The organism is Streptomyces sp. NPDC059002, assembly GCF_042740435.1.
Classification (GTDB): Bacteria; Actinomycetota; Actinomycetes; order Streptomycetales; family Streptomycetaceae; genus Streptomyces.
The window spans coordinates 58,739-75,613 of sequence record NZ_JBHYJI010000021.1; the positions used below are offsets into that span (position 1 = coordinate 58,739).

Genomic DNA, 16,875 nt, shown 5'->3' on the forward strand with positions numbered 1-16,875 from the left:
CCTCCAGGCGTACGACCGCCGGGCCCGGCCCGGTCGCGGCCACCGGGGCGAGGACATCAGCGCACTCCGCGAAGCACGCCCCGGCCGGGGTATCCGGATCCGCCCACAAGTGGACGTCGTCGCGGACCCCCCGCCACGGGAGGCCCCCGGCAGGCGCCACCTCCAGGCGTACGACCGCCGGGCCCGGCCCGGTCGCGGCCACCGGGGCGAGGACGACGGCGTACGCCGCGCGGGCGTCCGGTACCCCGAACCGCACCGCCGACCAGCCCGCCGCCGTCACCCGGCCGCTCCCGTGTCGGTGGGCGCCGCCTCCCACCGCTCCAGGGGCGGCGGCAGGGGCAGGGGCGGTACGACGGGCGGGCGGGCCGGTTCGCCGAGGCCGAGGAGCCGGTAGACGACCGCCCGCATCCGCCGGTGGAACTGGCCGGGCGCCGAGGACAGCAGGGCGGCCACCTCGTCGTACTGACCGGGACGGAACTTCCGTACGGCGTAGTCGAGTTGCTCGGCGAGCGGGTGGGCCGGGGACACCGTGGGCGCAGTCGCGGCGAGGCGTGCCGCGGGGGAGTACGCCGAGATCTCCCTGCGCGGTCCCGGCGTGAGCAGCAGGGCGGCATCCGTGAGGGTGCCGTACGCGGTCAGCGAGCCGTGGTCGCCGATGATCGCGTCGGAGGCGATGAGCACCGCCTGCCAGTCCGCCTCCGGGGGCACGAGCGCGATGCCGCGTCCCCGGCAGCCCGCGAGCCAGCCGCGCACCTGCCATGCCCCGTGTCCGGCGAAGACGTTCGGGTGCAGGAGGAGTGCCACCCGGTGGTCGCCGCCGGGCAGTTGGTGCAGGAGCTGCGGCAGCAGGGCGTCGATGCGCCCGAACGTGGACGTCGGCCCCCAGGTGGAGGTGACGGTCACGAGCCGCTGCCCCGGCGCGACGCCCAGCGCCCTGCGGTACCGCTCGCGCCGTGGCATGCCCGCCATGATCCGGTCGACGCAGGGGTCGCCGACCACATGGGCGAAGGGCAGCGCCTCGGGGCAGGACCTGGCGAGTTCGACCAGGTCGCGTTCGTGCGCGTAGGTGATGGCGGCGGGCCCCACCCGGCCGTCGTGGAGCAGATGCTGGCGGCTGAGCATCCCGGGCGCCCTGGGCTCGCCGGGGGCCAACAGGCCGGTGTCGGTGAGGAGTTTGATGTGGCTCGCGCCGTGCGAGACGCGGACGACCGGGGTGCGCAGTTCGTGCACCCCGCGGGAGCCCGCGGCGAGCGCCAGGTCGAACTCGGAGTGCAGCGCCTCCTCCCAGGGCACGGTGGTGATGCCGAGGTCGTGCAGATACTGCGGGACACCGCTGCCGAAGGCGTGCGGTGCGGCGGTGAAGACCAGCTGGACGCGGAGGTCGGCCTCCAGGAGCCCGAAGACCTCACGCAGGCGCTGGGCGAACGTCACGGTGTGCACGACCACCAGGACCCGTTTGCAGTCCTGTACGGTCAGCCACCGGCCCTGTTCGATCAGCGCTGTTCTCGTGGTGATGACAGACACAGCGTTCCCCCATCCTCTGTCGGCTGCGATCGGCAGTCGGCAGAGGGGGTTCCCGCGGCGTACGGCACTTTCCTTGCAGCCGCCTTGCAACTTCCTTGCCGGGCAGCGCCTTTGTGAGGGGCCGCCGGGTTCAGGCCCGGCGCCCCGCGAGGTCCTCCGCGGCGATCCGGTCGAGCGCGGCGGCCGCCTCCGTGCCCTCCTCGGCGCCGAACACATGCACCACGAGGCCCGTCTCGCCGGGTGCGGCCGGTACGTGGAGGGTCTCGAAGTCGAGGGTGAGGAGCCCGGTCCGCGGATGCCAGAGCCGCTTGCGGCCCGCGGCGCACATCACGACCTCGCCACTGTCCCAGATGGCACGGAACTCGGCGCTGCGGTCGGTCAGTTCGGCGATCAGGCCGGCGAGCTGCCGGTCGTCGGGGTAGCGGCCCGCGGAGACGCGCAGCTGGCCGACGGTCTCGGCCGCGCGGTCCGTCCAGTCGGGGTGGGTGTCCTTGGACGCGGGGTCGAGGAAGAGGAACCGGGCGTTGTTGCGGTCGCGCCGTGCCGGGTCGCCGAGGCCGCCGAGGAGTTCGGCGCCGAGGCTGTTCCAGGCGACCACGTCGAGCCGGTGGTCCGTCGCGAAGGCGGGGAAGCCGTCGGCGACGCTGTCCAGGATGCGCCGCAGCAGCGGGCTGACGCGGGGCGTCGGGGCGGGGCCGCGGTCGGTGGCGGTCAGCGTGGCGAGGTGCCTGCGCTCCGCCGTGTCGAGGCCGAGGGCGCGGGCGAGCGCGTCGAGCACGTCGGGGGACGGCTGGGTGGCGCGGCCCTGTTCGAGGCGTACGTAGTAGTCGACACTGATCCCGGCGAGCTGGGCGAGTTCCTCGCGGCGCAGGCCGCGCACTCTTCGGCGGGGGCCGCCCGGGAGCCCGACGCTCTCCGGTGCGACGCGGCCCCTGCGGGCCCGCAGGAAGTCACCGATGTCGTTCGTGCGCCGTGTGTGCTCCACCCCGTTCATGCGATCAAGTATGGGTGGGACTCGCGATACCAGGAACGGCTTTCCTCCGAACCGGCTTCCTCTGTACGAGAGAGTGCTGGCTGCCGTGCCGCTTCCGGGAGAACCTGACGGCATGAAGATCCTCGTCGTCAGTGCCCACCCGGAACCCCAGTCGCTCAACGCATCGCTCACCCGCTTCGCCGTCGACCACCTGCGTGCGGCGGGCCACGAGGTGCGGGAGTCCGATCTGTACGCGATGAAGTGGAAGGCGACGGTCGACGCCGACGACTTCCCCGGCGGCGACGACTTCCCCGGCGGCGACGACAGGCTGCATGTGATGGCGGCGTCCGAGCGGGCCACGCTCGACGACCGGCTGACCGCCGACGTCGCGGCGGAGCAGGAGAAGGTGCGCTGGTCGGACGCGGTGGTGCTGCAGTTCCCGCTGTGGTGGTTCTCGACGCCCGCGATCCTCAAGGGCTGGATCGACCGGGTGTTCACGGCCGGGTTCGCCTACGGCCCGAAGGTCCCGCCGCCCTACAGCGAGGGCCCGCTCGCCGGGCGGCGCGCGCTGGTGTCGGTGACGGCGGGCGCCCGGGCGACGGCGTTCTCCGACCGGGGCATACACGGAGCGCTCGCCGATGTGCTGCACCCGCTGCAGCACGGCCTGTTCTGGTTCACCGGCATGGCGCCGCTCGAACCGTTCGCGGTGTACGGCTCGAACGACCTGCCCGAGGAGACCTTCGAGGCGGCGAAGCAGGCGTACGCGGCGCGGCTCGACGGCCTCTTCACGGACGAGCCCGTCCCCTTCCGCACGCTCGTCGGCGGCGACTACGACCACGACATGCGGCTGCTCCCGGGGGTGGAGGAGCCGGGCCTGCGCGGGCTCGACCTGCATGTGCGCCCGCGCGACTGACTGATGCCGCACAGAAGGACTGACGTCACGCGGAAAGGGGGCGTCCCAGGCCACCGCGGCCTGGGACGCCCCCTTCGTATGCCGGTGCCGGGACGGGCCCGGACCCGGGTCAGGAGACGGTGCCGTTCCTCCTTCGCCTCACCACCGCCACGAGCCAGGCGCCCACACCGACGAGGACGATGGCCGCGCCGCCCGCGAGGAGCGTCCGGGTGCGGCCCCGGTCACCCGTCTCCGGCAGCACCGGCGGCGGCTTGATCGGGTCGACGACCTCGGGCGGCACGGGTCCGCCCGTGCAGTCGGGGTCGGTCGATCCCGCCGGGCAGTTGCCGCCGGAGCCGTCGGGCGTGATGACACGGTTGGCGACCTTGCCGTCGCCCGAGCCCTTGGGCTTGACGGTCACGGAGTACGTGATCGTCGCGCGCTGTCCCGGAGTGAGGTCCCCGGTCCAGCTCAGCGTCGGCGACGAGAAGTCCACCGATCCCGTGGAGCCCGCCCCGTCGCCGTTGTAGCGCGCGTCGTCGAGGACACCGCTCAGGTCGTCGCTGAACGTCGCGCCCGGGTAGGGGGCGGATCCCGTGTTGGTGACGCTCACGGTGTAGGTGATCGTGTCACCGGGCCTGACCTTGTCCCCGGCGTCGCTCTGCTTGCGCACGGTGAGCTGCTTGACGGGGCTCGGTCCCGTCGAGCAGTCCGGGTCGATGGGACCGCGTGCCGCCCGGGTGGGCATCGGCAGCGGGCAGTTGGTGCCGGGAGTGGTCGAGGTGACGGAGTTGGTGAGCTGCTTGTCTCCCTTGACCGGGTTGTCGACGGTGACGGAGTAGGTCACCGTGACGGTCCCGCCGGCCGGTACGTCGCCGGTCCAGGTCACCTCGGGCCGTGCGTAGCCGACGTCACCGGATGTGGCCGCGGCGTTGTCGTTGTAGGCGGCGTCGTCGAGCACTCCGCTCAGGTCGTCGGAGAACGTGGCGCCCTTGTAGGTGCTCGTCCCCTCGTTGATGACCTTGACGGTGTACGTGACCCGGCCGCCCGCGGTGGCCGCGCCGCTGGGGTCGGCGGTCTTGACGAAGCGGATGACGGGGATGCCGCCCTCTTCGCCGCCGCCGCTGGTGCAGTCGGGGTCCTTCGAGCCCGCCGGGCAGTTGGATCCCGGGACGTCCGAAGTGACCGTGTTCTTCAGGGCCTTGTTGCCCTTGGGCGGGGCGTCGACGGTCACCGAGTACGTCACCGTCACCGTCTGCCCGGAGGCGAGGTCACCGGTCCAGGTCAGCTTGGGCTCCGCGTACGCGACCGTGCCGTGCGCCTTGCCCCCCGACAGCGCTGCCGCGTCCTCGTTGTACGTCGCGTCGTCCACGACGTCCGACAGGTCGTCCGTGAACTTGACGTCCGGGTAGCCGGCCTTGCCGTCGTTCTCGACGGTGACGGTGTAGGTCACCTTCTGCCCCGGGGTGGGGTTCTTGGGCGCCATCACCTTCTTGTAGACCAGGTTGGGCAGTCCGCCCTCGCCCTGGCCGGTGAAGCAGTCCGGATCCAAGGAACCCTCGGGGCAGTTGGATCCCGGGACGTCCGACGTGACCGTGTTCTTCAGGCTCTTGTTGCCCTTGGGCGGGTCGTCGACCGTGACCGAGTACGTCAGCGTCACGGTCTTCCCCGCGTCCACGTCGCCGCTCCAGGTCAGCTCGGGCTCGGTGTACTTCACCGTCCCGTAGTCGCTGCCGTCCAGGACCGCCTTCTCGTCCTGGTTGTAGGTGGCGTCGTCGATGACGTCGGAGAGATTGTCGGTGAACTTGACCCCGGGGTAGGGGGCGTTGCCGTCGTTCTCCATGGTCACCGTGTAGGAGACCTTCTGGCCCGGAAGCGGGTTCTTCGGAGACATCACCTTCTTGAACTTCAGGTTCGGCAGGCCGCCGCCGTCCTCGCCGCCACTGCCGCAGTCGGGGTCGGTCGACCCCTCGGGGCAGTTGGAGCCGGGAACATCCGACGTGACCGTGTTCTTGAGCTTCTTGTTGCCCTTCGGCGGCGAGTCGACGGTCACCGAGTACGTCACCGTCACCTTCTGCCCCTTGGCCAGGTCACCGGTCCACTTCAGATGGGGCTTGGCGTAGGACACCGTCCCGTAATCGCTGCCTCCGGAGACCGCCTTCTCGTCCCCGTTGTACGTCGCGTCGTCCACGACGTCCGACAGATCATCCGTGAACTCCACACCCGGATAGGCGCCTTCGCCGTCGTTCTCCACGGTCACCGTGTAGGAGACCTTCTGCCCCGGAAGCGGACTCTTCGGAGACATCACCTTCTTGTACGTCAGGTTCGGCAGGCCGCCGTCCTGGTCGCCGCCACTGCCGCAGGTCGGGTCCTTGGATCCGGGCGGGCAGTTGGAGCCGGGGACGTCCGACGTGACCGTGTTCTTCAGGATCTTGTTGCCCTTGGGCGGATCGTCGACGGTCACCGAGTAGGTCACCGTCACCTTCTGCCCGGCCGCGAGATCGCCGGTCCAGGTCAGCTTCGGCTTCGTGTAGGCCACGGTGCCGTAGTCGCTCCCTCCGGAGACGGCCTTCTCGTCCCCGTTGTACGTCGCGTCGTCCACGACGTCCGACAGATCATCCGTGAACTTCACACCCGGATAGGCGCCTTCGCCGTCGTTCTCCACGGTCACCGTGTAGGAGACCTTCTGCCCCGGAAGCGGACTCTTCGGAGACATCACCTTCTTGAAGACGAGGTTCGGCAGACCACCGTCATCCTTGCCGCCGCTGCCGCAGTCGGGATCGGTCGACCCCTCCGGGCAGTTGGAGCCCGGCACGTCCGACGTGACCGTGTTCTTCAGGACCTTGTTGCCCTTGGGCGGATCGTCGACGGTCACCGAGTAGGTCACCGTCACCTTCTGCCCCTTGGCCAGGTCACCGGACCACTTGAGATCGGGCTTGGCGTAGGACACCGTCCCGTAATCGCTGCCTCCGGAGACCGCCTTCTCGTCCCCGTTGTACGTCGCGTCATCCACGACGTCCGACAGATCATCCGTGAACTCCACACCCGGATAGGCGGCCTCGCCGTCGTTCTCCACGGTCACCGTGTACGAGACCTTCTGCCCCGGAAGCGGACTCTTCGGAGACATCACCTTCTTGAACTTCAGGCTCGGGATGCCGCCGTCGTCGCCGCCGCCCGTCGAGCACTTCGGGTCCGTGGAACCGGCCGGGCAGTTGGTGCCCGGCACATCGGAGGTGACGGTGTTCTTGAGCTTCTTGTTGCCCTTCGGCGGCGAGTCGACCTTCACCTTGTACGTGATGGTCGCGGTCTTGTCGGCCGGGACGTCGCCGCTCCAGCGGAGCTTCGGCGCGGTGTAGGCGGCCGTGCCGATGTCCGCGGACTGGCTGTTCGCCACGTACGTCGCGTCGTCCACGACGTCCGTCAGGTCGTCCTCGAACGTGGCGTCCTCGTACGTCACCGAGCCGGTGTTCGCCACCTTCACCGTGTAGGTGATCTCCTGGCCCGGCAGGGGCTTGGTGGTGGAGACGGACTTGGTGATCCGCAGGCTCTTGGTGTCCAGCTCGTTCTCGGTCTCGTGGGTGCAGGGGCCCTTCTTGTCGGGGCAGGCGGTGTCCGTCATGTCGGCGGGCGCCGTCGCCTGGGCGGTGTTCTTGACCGGGCTGACGCCCGGGTCGGCCTTGAGCGTGCCCGTGATGGTGATCACCGCGGACTTGCCTGCCGGGATCCTCGCCACCGTCGTACTGACCGAGTTGCCGGTGCCGGAACCACAGGTCGTGGTGCCGTCGACCGTGCAGCTCCAGGTGACGTCCGTGAAGTTGGCCGGGACCGTGTCTCGCACCTTCACGTCGAGGGCGTCCGACGGCCCCTTGTTCGTGGTGGTCACCGTGTAGGTGACCTTCTGGCCGACCGTGAGCGGGTTGGGCTTCGCGGTCTTCTTGATCTCCAGCGCGATCTGCCGTGTACCGACGGTCAGTCGGTTGGTGTCCTTGTTGTTGGCCTTCCACTCGTCGGGCTCGTTGGACGTGGTGCTGGTGGTCGCCGTGCCCGTGGCCGTCGTGCCGGGGACGGCGTCCGCGGGCACCTTGAGCTTGAAGGTGTGGGTCTTGGTCTGCCCCACGGCCAGATCACCGACGGTGCAGGTGATGGGCCCTGCGGCGCCGCCCGTGCAACCGGTCGGCAGGGACGAGGTGTCGACCGTCGTCCCCGGCGGGATCTCGTAGACGGTCTTGACGCCCTTGGCGGCGTTCGGCCCGTCGTTGGTCGTGGTCAGGGTGACGTCGCCGCTGCTGCCCGGCGCGATGGTCAGGTCGTTGACGTCGACCTTGATGTCGACCGTCTCGCCGATGTTGGTCGTCGTCGTGTTGGTCTTCCGCTCGGTGGTGTCCGAGCCGTCCGGGGTCTCCTTCCAGCCCGCGGTGGCCTGGTTGATGACCTTGCTGCCGCCGGCCGTCCTGGCGATCTTGACCTTGTACGTCATCTTCCAGGTCTCGCCGGGAGCGACCTTCCTCGGGCTGCTGCCCGAGCCGATCGGCGCCGTGACGCGCTTGTTGGCGCTGTCGTAGCCGCTGGCGTCGGAGACCGCGGTCGTGGTGCCGTCCGGCTTGGTGACCTGGATGGATCCGGGGACGAAGTCGGAGTTGGCGGGGATGGGGTCGCGCAGGAAGGCGTCGAACGCGTCGTCGCCGCCCTCGTTCTTGGCCTCGACGGTGTACGTCAGGACGTCCGTCGGCTGCGAGGGGTCCCGGTCGGGGCTCCTGGTCACGGACTTCTTGGTGGTCAGACAGCCCGGCGTACCGAACCGGATGCCGTCGAGGAAGTTGCCGATGCTGGCGCCGCCCGTCCCCCTGATCGACGCGAAGGCGAAGCGGGTGATGCGCTGGCCCGCGGGGATCGTGTAGGTGCCGCGGTACTCCTGCCAGGCGCCGGTGCCGGTGGTGATGTCGGGGGACGACGCGCCGGTCGGGGTCTGCGCGATGAGCGTGCCGTCGGACGGACCGATCTTCACCTGCATCGTGTCGTTGCCCTGACGTCCCCGGTGGAAGATCCGCCAGTTCATCTTCAGGCCCGGGGTGGTGCTCAAGTCCTGGTAGAGCGTGGAGACTTGGTTGGCGTTGAGCTCGGCCCACTGCTGGCCGTCCGCCGCCGTGATGCTGCCGCCGGGAGTGCCGCCCGAGGTGGCGGGACCCCGCCAGATCTCGATCTTGTTGTCGGTGGCCGTGGTGCGCCAGCCGGGCACGTTCGGTGCGGGCTGCCCCGCATCGCCGTAGAACTGCACGGTGGAGGTGTTCACCGGTGACTCGAAACTGCCGTTGGTCAGCTCGGCGATCTTCGGGCACTCACTGGCGGGCCCGACGTTCAGGGTGACCGAAGAGCCCGTGACCGCGTCGGTCAGCTCGTCGGAGGTGGCCGTGGACGCGGTGTTGGTGATCTGCCCCTGCTTGGTGGTCTTGGCGACCAGGTTGAACGTCTTGGTCTCGTTCTTCTTCAGGTCCCCCGCGCTCCACACGCCGGTGGAGGAGTCGTACTTGCCGCCCGAGTCGTCCGACACGTACGTCAGACCGTTCGGCAGCTTGTCCGTGACCTTCACCCCGGTCGTGTCGTCCGGGCCCGTGTTCTTCACGGAAATGGTGAACAGGACCTCGTCGCCCAGGCGGGGCGTCGTGGTGTCCACGGTCTTGGAGATCTCCAGGTTGGCGGCCTTGGTCACCGTCATCGTGTAGTCCTCGACCTCACCGGAGTCGGCCCAGCCGGACGCCTTCTGGGTCGCGGTCGCGTCGTACCCGATGCGGATACGGGCCGGATGGGTCCCCGACTTCACGTCGGTGGGGACCGTCCAGGTCAGCCGCGCGGTGGAGGCCCCGGCGGCCGGGGCGGCGTCCGCGCGCTCGCCGTCGTCCAGGGTGCCGTTGCCGTTCCAGTCCACCCAGCCGGAGAGCGTCGAGGCCGAGGGCGAGGTGAGCGCGACGTCGACCGCGTACGACGATCCGGCCTTGTTCGCCGCGACGGCGGGCCAGGAGGCGATGCCGTCCGCGTCGTCGTCCGCCTTGATCCCCGGGGTGGTGATCACCGTGTCCGGGCTGTCGCCGGTGGACAGGGCGCCCAGCTTCAGGTCGGAGAGGGTGTGCGAAGCGGCGGGCAGATCGGCCGAGTTGGAGAAGTCCTCGTCGACGGTGGCCAGGAAGCGGACGCCGTCACCGGTCGTGCTGCCCGCGTTGTTCCGGGTGTCCACGGCCAGCGTCACGCTGCTGACGGTGCCGCTGACACCGACCGTGCCACAGCCGGAGGTGACCGTGGTCGACGTGGTGGCCGCGGTGCAACTGGCGTTCGCCGAGCTGTACGAGTTGGAGACCTGGGTGTCCGAGACCGTCCAGTCGGTGAAGCCCGCGAGCTTGCTCAGCGTGGGCGACGCGGAGGCGGGAGCGCTGTCCGTGAGCCGCAGCCGCATGTTGCCGCCGGGCTGCGCGCCCATGCCCGCGATGTGCAGCCGGGGGTTGCGCACCGGACGGCTGAAGGTGAACGTAACCGAGCCGCGCTCGGTGTAACTGGTGCTCCCGCCGGTCGGCCACAGGATCCCGACGGACGCGGAGCCCGCGAGGCCGGACGGCGCCGTGACCGTACCGCCGTCGAGGGCGTTGGAGGAGGCGTTCTGCATGGCGCCGGTCGTGGTGATGGCGACCGTGGTGCCGCTGGGCAGGGAGCCGGTGCCGCCGGTGCCGGACACCGTGTAGCTGCCCGCCTTCTGGGCGCGGGTGCCGCCGCGGAACGGCGTGCCGTCGTCGAGGGGAAGCTCCTCGGGCTCGGGCTTCTCGCGGTCGCCGGACTTCTTCTCCGACTTCTGCTTCTCGGCGCCGGATTCCTTGTCTGCGGCGGACCTCTTGCCGGTACCGGAGTCCTTGTCGGCGCCGGACTCCTTGGCGGCGCCGGACGCGGCCTTGTCCTTGCGCTTAGGGCTGCCCTCCGCAGCCGCCTCCCCCGCACCCGCGGCCTCACGACCGCCCGAAGTCTCCGCGTGAGCCTGCTCCCCGGCCTTCCGGGCGAGCTCTTCGCCGTCCTTCAGCTGCCGCTCCGCGGCGTCCACGGCGTCGCGTACGGCATCGTCGTCGGCCGGTGCCGACGACGATTCCCGGCCCGAGCCGGGGCCCGGCGTGCCCGCGGGTTCCGGGCTCGCCGACGCGCTCACGGACGGTCCCGATTCCACCGCCGCCCAGGCCACGTCGAGCCCGGTCAGCTGGCTCGTCATGACCGCGAGGACCAGGCCCGTGCGCAGTAGGCGCCGCACGCCCCGTCTGCACCGACCACCGGTATCCGGTCTCCGGACGAACGTCCGTGTCACTTCCATGTCCCTCAACCTCACGCCATTTTTGAATGACCGACTCGTTAAGGCACATTTGATGAAAAGTACGACGAAATACCTGACGGCGCTCCCGAACTGTCACACGACCAGCCGTATCTGACCACCCGTCAGACCCCTTGTGTGGGCGCCCAGTTAGGCCGCACAGTCGCAAATTGGGGCCGAACGGCCCCAGCGGCGGAGTCCGACACGGACCGCAGAAAACCGCCCCCGCCGCCGGGACGGGCGACGAGGGCGTACGAGATCAAAACGATGGGACGGCCGTCGGGGGCGAACGCTTCAGACGGCTCTCAGGCCGGGGCGGGCTCAGCCGTCCGAGTCACCGGAGGTCGAACTGCTCCCACGGCTGCTCCCCTTGGAGGCCTTGCCGACCAACTCCGCCGCGACGAGCGTGACTTTCGCGGCGCCGCGCACCCAGCGCGGCCCGCCCCGCGCGGCCCAGACGACCGCGCCGAGGCCGACCGCCGCCACCAGTACCAGCATGCTGAGCAGCAGGATCATCATCGGCCTCCCCTTCGTTTCCGTAAGAGAGGCGATTTTCTCAGAGGCGGTTCCGCGCCGGGAATTCAGCGGTGGCCGCGCACCGGGAACCCGTGCCCGCGGACCGCGAGCACGACCAGCAGGACCGGGATCAGGAGCAGCAGGATCGTCCAGGGGAAGGACGACGAGCCGACGAGCCCGAGGAGGATGCCGCCGAAGACGCCGCCGCCCGCCATGGCCACGTTCCACAGGGTGACGAGCATGGCCTGGACGGCGTCGCCCGCGTCGCCGCCCGCGTCACCCGCGGCGGTCTGCAGGAGGGTGGGGGCGCCGCCCCAGCCGAGACCCCACAGCGTCACGGCGACGTACACGAGCACCGGGCTCTCGGAGAACACCGCGAGGACGGCCGCCGCCACCCCCACGAGGAGCACGCTGGCCAGCGTCAGCGCGCGCAGCCTGCGATGGATCAGGGAGCCGACGATCCAGATGCTGACCAGGGACGCGGCGCCGAAGACCAGCAGGACGAGGTCGGTGGAGCCGCCCATGCCGAGCTCGTCGAGGAAGGTCGCGATGTACGTGTAGAGGACGGTGTGCGCGAGGACGAAGACGAGGGTGACGAAGAGGACGGGCGTCACACCGGGCACGCGCAGGGTGCGCAGCATCGGCGTCTGCGCACCGCGCGGCTGCCCCGGCTGATCCGGGACGAGCGCGGCGATCCAGGCGAGGAGCCCCACCGTGAGCCCCGTCATGACGAGGAAGGCCACCTGCCAGCTGAGCACCTTGCCGAGGAACGTCCCCGCGGGCACGCCGAGCGAGAGGGCGACCGGGATGCCCGCCATGGCGATGGCGATCGCCTTGCCCTGGAGGTGGGCGGGCGCCAGGCGGCGGGCGTACCCGGCGAGCAGCGCCCAGGCGAGACCGGCGGCGACACCGGCGACGAACCGGGCCGCCATGGTGAGGGTGTAGTCACCGGACACCGCGGTGACCGTGTTGGCGGCGGCGAACCCGGCCATCGCGACGAGGAGCAGCCGCTTGCGCCGCCAGGCCGCGGTGACGGCCGTCAGGGGTATCGCGGTGAGCGCGGTGCCGATGGCGTAGATCGTGACGGTCTGCCCGGTGGCGGACTCGCTGACCCCCAGATCGGCACTCATGGCGGGCAGCAGCCCCGCGGGCAGGGTCTCGGTGAGGCTGGTGATGAAGACGGCGGTGGCGAGGGCGAGAAGGGGAAGCAGGGGCAGCTTCCGCGGCGGCCCGGCGTTCCCGGCCGGGGCCGCGACCGCGGCGGTGCGCGTGTCGGTACGCATGGGGTTCAGATCCTTTTCGTACGAGCAGGAGCAGGAGCGGGAGCGGGAGAAGTACGCGAGTGGTCCACAGCCAGTTGCAGGGCAGCACGGGCGGCATCGCTGTCGGAGCCGCGACAACGGACCAGCCGGGCAAGGGAGTTGACGGCCGGATCGGCGGACGAGCCGGTGAGGACCACGGAGCCGCCCTCCCGCAGCAGCGGCAGCAGACACGGCGGCGCGGCCGGAGGAAGACCGTTCTCGGCGTGTACGAAGAGGTGGTCGATGCCGCCGAGGCGCGCGGCGACGGCGGGCCCGAGGGCGGCGACGGCCACGGGGTCGGCCGTCTCGCAGCCGACGACATGGGCGGCGGAGCCGACCTCGGCGGCGGCCCCGGCGAGATCGGCCGATGCGCCGCCGGTCACCAGGACCTCCGCGCCGCCCTCGACGAGCAGCTTCGCGACGGCAAGACCGAGCCCGCCCGCGCCCCCGACGACCACGGCCTTCCGGCCCGCGTACTTGGGCATGCCGTCCCCCTTCCCGGATCCTCACGGAGACCCCTGCCGGGATCCCTGCTGACGGGAACGACTCTGCGCGGCCCCGCTTCGGGACCGCTGACGGTCGGCTGACGGTCGCCGGGACCACCCCGCAGGGACGGTGTGTACGGTGATCCACATGCGGTTCGGGGTGCTCGGTCCACTGACGGTGTGGGACGGCGAGGGGGAGCCGGTGAGGGTTCCCGAGGCGAAGGTCAGGGCGCTGCTCGCCGATCTTCTGGTGCACGAAGGGCGGCCGGTCTCCGCCGACCGGCTCATCGACGACCTCTGGGGCGACGAACCCCCCGGCAACCCCGCCAACGCGCTCCAGTCCAAGGTCTCCCAGCTGCGCCGGGCCATCGGCCGCGACCGCGTCGTGCATCAGGCACCCGGGTACCGGCTGCGCATCGACGCGGCGGCCGGGGACGAGGTGGACGCGGTCCGCTTCCGCGAACTGGTGGCGGGGGCGCGCGGCGAGAGCGACCCGCGGGTGCGGGCCGAACTCCTCACCTCGGCACTCGAGTTGTGGCGGGGGCCCGCGTACGCCGACCTCGCCGACGAGGAGTTCGTGCGCGCGGCGGTCGAGCGGCTGGCCGAGCAGCGGCTCTCCGTGCTGGAAGAGCAGGCCGAGGCGCGGCTCGCCGCCGGGGACCACACCTTGCTCGTCGGGGAACTCGCGGATCTCGTGGACCGGTATCCGCTGCGGGAGCGGTTGCGGGCGGTGCACCTGCGTGCGCTCTATCTGGCGGGGCGCCAGAGCGAGGCGCTCGCCTCCTACGCGGCGCTTCGGACCCAACTCTCCGAGGAGTTGGGGCTGGATCCCGGCCCCGAGCTGGCGGCGCTCCACGAGGCGATCCTTCGACAGGACGCCTCTCTGACCCCGCAACCACGAACCCCGCGGCCACCGTCCTCACCGGCTCCGTCGGCGCGGCCCCGTACGAACCTGCCCACCCACCTCACCCCCCTCATCGGACGCGAGTCCTCCGTGGCCGAGGTGGGCCAACTCCTTGCCTCCGGGCGCCTGGTGACCCTCACCGGCCCTGGCGGCGTCGGCAAGACCCGCCTCGCCCTGGAAGCCGCGTCCCGCGAAACGGCTCCGCACCGGAACCCCCCGCCCCCACCCGCGACCGAGGCCCCCGTCCTCGACCCCCTGCACCGTGGGCTGTGCCCACCCTTCCCCAAGCTCTCGGCTTCGCTCGAGCAGGGGAGACCCCACTCGCCCAGCGGCACGATTGCCCACAGCGGCGGAGCCTTCGGCGACACCGGGGTGGGTGGGGGAGGCGGGGGCACACCCGCACCCACGAGCACGCCCGCACCCGCACCTGCGGGAGAAGGGAGCGGGGGAGGCAACGGCACGCCCGCACCCACGCCCGAACCCGCAGGAGACGGGCACGGAGGAGGCGAGACCACACCCGCACCCGCCCCCGAAGCAGCGGCACCCCCGCCCGCCCGCAGCCGCAAGCGCGCCGGAGGGGACGTGGGGGTATGTGCGAACGGAGCACCTTGGCCCACCGTGACGGTGAGCACTGACCGAGGCACAAGCCACGGGATGGCGAGTACGCACATACCCCCGCGGCCCCGCCCCACAGCCGAACCCGTAGGCGTGTGGCTGGTGGAACTCGCCGGGCAGGCCCCTGGCACGGGGGTGGACGAGCTCGCGCAGGCGGTCGGCAGCGTCCTGGGACTGCGCGACGACGCCCCCTCCGGACTGCCCGGCGCAAGCCCCACCCCCGGCACCACCCCCGTGGACCGCCTCGCCACCGCTCTCCGCGACCGCCCCACCCTCCTCGTCCTGGACAACTGCGAACAGGTCGTCGCCCCCGCCGCCACCCTCGCCGCGGCCCTGCTCCGCACCGCCCCGACCCTCCGCATCCTCGCCACCAGCCAGGAACCTCTGGGCCTCACGGGCGAGTCCGTCTTCCTGGTGGAGCCCCTGCACCCCACCGACGCCATCGACCTCTTCGTGGCCCGCGCCACCGCCACGGCCCCCGGCTTCACCCTCACCGAAGCCGACCCCGCGGAGGCCTCCGCAGACGCCTCCGCAGACGCCCAAGCCATAGCCGAGATCTGCCGCCGCCTGGACGGCATCCCGCTGGCCCTGGAACTGGCCGCCACCCGCGTACGCGCCCTGGGCGTAAGGGAGTTGGCGGACCGCCTGGGCGACCGCTTCCGGCTGCTGAGTTCGGGCCAGCGGGGCGCCCCACCCCGCCAGCAGACCCTCCGGGCGATGATCGACTGGAGCTGGGAGCTGCTCAGCGCACCGGAGCGGATCGTGCTGAGGCGCCTCGCGGTGCACAGGGACGGCTGCACGCTGGACGCGGCGGAGGCGGTCTGTTCCGGCGACGGAGTGGCCAGGGACGAGGTGCTCGACCTGGTGACGCGCCTCGTCGACCGTTCCCTGGTCGTGATGACGCCGGGCCCCGCACCGGCCGCCGCCCCGCGCTACCGGCTCCTTGAGTCCGTGGCGGCGTACGCCATGGAGCGCCTGGACGAGATGGAGGACCTCTCGGGCGTACGAGAGCGTCACCTCCGGTACTACCTGGACTTCGCGGAGCGGGCCGAACCCCACCTGCGGGAAGGCGCCCAGCGGACCTGGCTGCGGCGGCTCGACGCCGAGGGAGCGAATCTCCGTGCGGCGCTGGCCGCGGGCCGGGGCACCGCCGAAGGGGTGCGGCTCGGCGCCGCGCTGGCCTGGTGGTGGCTGCTCCGGGGACGGCTCACCGAGGCCCGGCGGGAGCTTTCCGCGCTGCTCGACCGCGGCGAACTCTCCTTTCTCCGCAATGCGTTCACGTTGCTGACGGGTGGGAGCGTGGACGTCGGCGGGTCCGATGCGGCCGATCGCGGGGCGCGGAACCTCTGGCTGTGCGCCTACGCCCTGTTCGGCTCCGGCTCCCCCACCCCCAGCGAGGAGCTCAACACCCAGGCCCTCGCCCGCGCCGAGGCGACCGGCGACCGCTGGAGCACCGCGGCCGCGCTCGCGCTGCGCGCCATGCACGCGCTGATGCGGGGCGACCTGGACACGATCGAACGGGACGGGCTGCGCGGCGCGGAGCTGTTCCGTGAACTGGGGGACGGCTGGGGCGAGTTGCAGACGGTCACGCCGCTCGCCGTGCTCGCCGAGATCAGGGGGGATTACGAGGGGGCGGCGCGACGGCAGAACGAGGGGCTGCGGATCGCGCGCGAGCTGGGGCTCGCGGCGGAGGTGTCGGCACGGCTCTCCGGGCTCGGACGGCTCGCGCTGCTGACCCGCGACTACGCGAGGGGCCGTGAACTGCACGAGCAGGCACGGGAGTTGGCGGCGGAGCAGGGGTACCGCTACGGGGAGATCCACGCGGAGATGGGGCTCGCGCTGGGGGCGCGGCGCTGCGGGGATCTGGCGGCGGCGGAGTCGTACCTGATGGGCATCAGGGCACGGCACGCGGACGCGTCGTCGCCGGCGGGCGATCATCTGCACCACGCGGAGATGGGCTTCATCGCGGAGTTGCGGGGCGACGGCGCGCGGGCGGAGGCGGAGCACCGCCTCGGCCTGGAGACGGCGCGCGGCCTCGCGGAGCCGCGCGCGCTCGCGCTGTCCCTGGAGGGCCTCGCGGGCGCGGCGGTCCTCACGGGCGGGGCGGAGCGGGCGGCCCTGCTCCTGGGCGCGGCGGACGCGGCCCGCCGCGGGGTGGGGGCCCCGCTGCCGCCCGCCGAACGCGGCGACGTGGACCGCATCACGGACGCGACGAAGGCCGCCTTGGGAGAGGCGGCCTTCGCGGAGACGTTCACCCGGGGCGCGGGCCTGCCCCTCGATGAGCTGCCCCTTCAGCTGCCCCTTTAGGGGAGGCACCCGGCAAGGGCCC

9 protein-coding genes are annotated in these 16,875 nt (G+C 71.6%); 2 read left to right on the forward strand and 7 right to left on the reverse strand.

The window, feature by feature from the left end:
* The 3 genes from ACFWZ2_RS20530 to ACFWZ2_RS20540 form a co-directional block, all read right to left on the reverse strand.
* Positions 1-280: hypothetical protein (locus ACFWZ2_RS20530; protein ID WP_384547602.1), on the reverse strand; the 280-nt coding region annotated here is incomplete at its 3' end.
* Positions 277-1,524, reverse strand: coding sequence for a hypothetical protein (locus tag ACFWZ2_RS20535; RefSeq protein WP_384547604.1), 1,248 nt, complete (start codon positions 1,522-1,524; stop codon positions 277-279). The genes ACFWZ2_RS20535 and ACFWZ2_RS20530, both read right to left, overlap by 4 nt.
* Before the next feature lie 130 nt (positions 1,525-1,654).
* Positions 1,655-2,518: a helix-turn-helix domain-containing protein gene (locus ACFWZ2_RS20540; RefSeq protein ID WP_384547605.1), complete on the reverse strand. Its 864-nt coding sequence runs from the start codon at positions 2,516-2,518 to the stop codon at positions 1,655-1,657.
* A gap of 112 nt (positions 2,519-2,630) precedes the next feature.
* On the opposite strand from ACFWZ2_RS20540, the gene ACFWZ2_RS20545 reads away from it, so the two are divergent.
* A complete protein-coding gene (locus ACFWZ2_RS20545; RefSeq protein WP_384547607.1) occupies positions 2,631-3,410 on the forward strand; it encodes an NAD(P)H-dependent oxidoreductase in 780 nt (259 codons plus the stop codon).
* A 109-nt stretch (positions 3,411-3,519) separates the two neighbouring features.
* Here the strand turns inward: ACFWZ2_RS20545 and ACFWZ2_RS20550 are convergent, their stop codons facing one another.
* The 4 genes from ACFWZ2_RS20550 to ACFWZ2_RS20565 form a co-directional block, all read right to left on the reverse strand.
* Positions 3,520-10,668 (reverse strand): GEVED domain-containing protein, encoded by a 7,149-nt coding sequence (locus ACFWZ2_RS20550; protein WP_384547608.1) that lies wholly within the window; start codon positions 10,666-10,668, stop codon positions 3,520-3,522.
* Between the two features lie 378 nt (positions 10,669-11,046).
* Positions 11,047-11,244, reverse strand: coding sequence for a hypothetical protein (locus ACFWZ2_RS20555; RefSeq protein ID WP_384547610.1), 198 nt, complete (start codon positions 11,242-11,244; stop codon positions 11,047-11,049).
* A 62-nt stretch (positions 11,245-11,306) separates the two neighbouring features.
* Entirely contained in the window at positions 11,307-12,524 is a 1,218-nt protein-coding gene (locus ACFWZ2_RS20560) for an MFS transporter (protein ID WP_384547612.1), read from the reverse strand.
* 5 nt (positions 12,525-12,529) lie between these two features.
* Positions 12,530-13,027: an SDR family NAD(P)-dependent oxidoreductase gene (locus ACFWZ2_RS20565; RefSeq protein WP_384547614.1), complete on the reverse strand. Its 498-nt coding sequence runs from the start codon at positions 13,025-13,027 to the stop codon at positions 12,530-12,532.
* A gap of 148 nt (positions 13,028-13,175) precedes the next feature.
* Between ACFWZ2_RS20565 and ACFWZ2_RS20570 the strand changes: the two genes are divergently transcribed.
* Positions 13,176-16,853, forward strand: coding sequence for a BTAD domain-containing putative transcriptional regulator (locus tag ACFWZ2_RS20570; RefSeq protein WP_384547616.1), 3,678 nt, complete (start codon positions 13,176-13,178; stop codon positions 16,851-16,853).
* Positions 16,854-16,875: the final 22 nt, after the last annotated feature.

What these genes read in the sequence shown, in the direction of transcription:
- ACFWZ2_RS20540 (WP_384547605.1), bottom strand. Translation starts at nt 2,518, where the DNA reads ATGAACGGGGTGGAGCACACACGGCGCACGAACGACATCGGTGACTTC.
- ACFWZ2_RS20545 (WP_384547607.1), top strand. Translation starts at nt 2,631, where the DNA reads ATGAAGATCCTCGTCGTCAGTGCCCACCCGGAACCCCAGTCGCTCAAC.
- ACFWZ2_RS20555 (WP_384547610.1), bottom strand. Translation starts at nt 11,244, where the DNA reads ATGATGATCCTGCTGCTCAGCATGCTGGTACTGGTGGCGGCGGTCGGC.
- ACFWZ2_RS20560 (WP_384547612.1), bottom strand. Translation starts at nt 12,524, where the DNA reads ATGCGTACCGACACGCGCACCGCCGCGGTCGCGGCCCCGGCCGGGAAC.
- ACFWZ2_RS20565 (WP_384547614.1), bottom strand. Translation starts at nt 13,027, where the DNA reads ATGCCCAAGTACGCGGGCCGGAAGGCCGTGGTCGTCGGGGGCGCGGGC.
- ACFWZ2_RS20570 (WP_384547616.1), top strand. Translation starts at nt 13,176, where the DNA reads ATGCGGTTCGGGGTGCTCGGTCCACTGACGGTGTGGGACGGCGAGGGG.